The sequence below is a fragment of the Streptomyces sp. RPT161 genome, from assembly GCF_027533845.1.
Taxonomy (GTDB): Bacteria; Actinomycetota; Actinomycetes; order Streptomycetales; family Streptomycetaceae; genus Streptantibioticus_A; species Streptantibioticus_A silvisoli_A.
The window spans coordinates 1-911 of record NZ_JAPZVN010000086.1; the positions used below are offsets into that span (position 1 = coordinate 1).

The window sequence follows — 911 nt, forward strand, 5'->3', positions numbered from 1 at the left end:
ATTGTGACCGACTGGACGAACTGGTTTTGGAAGCGCCCCTGGTGCTGCCTGCTCAGGGCGGCGTGCAGGTTCAGGTCGTGGTCGGCGATGCCGACACCCCCGCGGCGGCCGGGGCACGGCGGCGGAGCGTGGCGGTGTATGCGCGCCTGGACGGGCAGGATGCCTGGACACGACACGCCACCGGCGTGATGAGTGCTACCGCACCACACGCCGCTCAAGACCAGGCCGATGGGGTGTTTGACCCGGTGAGTCAGGCGTGGCCTGCGCCGGGTGCGACAGAACTGGACACTTCCCAGTTCTACGAGCAACTGAGTGAAGGCGGGTTCCTTGCTTATGGCCCGGTGTTCCAAGGGCTGAGCAGGGCTTGGCAGCGTGGGGACCAGATTCTCGCTGAGGTCGAGCTCCCCGAGGCTGGGCGTGGTCTGGCGGAGTCTTTTGGTATTCATCCGGCGTTGTTGGATGCGGCGTTGCATCCCACGGTCTTCGCTGGCTTGGACTCGGCGCGGGACGGTGGGTTGCCGTTCACCTTCACGGATGTGGTGTTGCGTGCCTCTGGTGCGTCACGGTTGCGGGTTGCGTTGACCCGTACAGGTCCGGATGAGGTGGCGATTGCGGTCGCGGACAGCACCGGGTTGCCTGTGCTGTCGATCGGTTCGCTGACTGTGCGGCCGCTGACTGCCGAGGGCCTCACCACTGGTACCAGTGACGGGGCCCTGCTGAGGATGCAGTGGATCGATATCCCCGCCCCGTCCGCTGTTCCGGCGCAGGAGTGGGTGGTGGTCGACCGGGGCGGATCGGTGGGCGCTGTGTACGCCGACCTGCAGGCGGCCGATGCCGCTTTGGAGGGCGGGGCCGCAGCTCCGCCGCAGGCGGTTGTGCTGGCCGTGTCCGGGGACTCGCACGCGGTGGTT

Annotated in this window: 1 protein-coding gene; it reads left to right on the forward strand. The window is 67.4% G+C overall.

Annotation, left to right across the window (positions count from 1 at the left end):
- The coding region (locus tag O5O46_RS35010) for a polyketide synthase dehydratase domain-containing protein (RefSeq protein WP_269859726.1) at positions 1–911 on the forward strand (911 nt) is incomplete at both ends.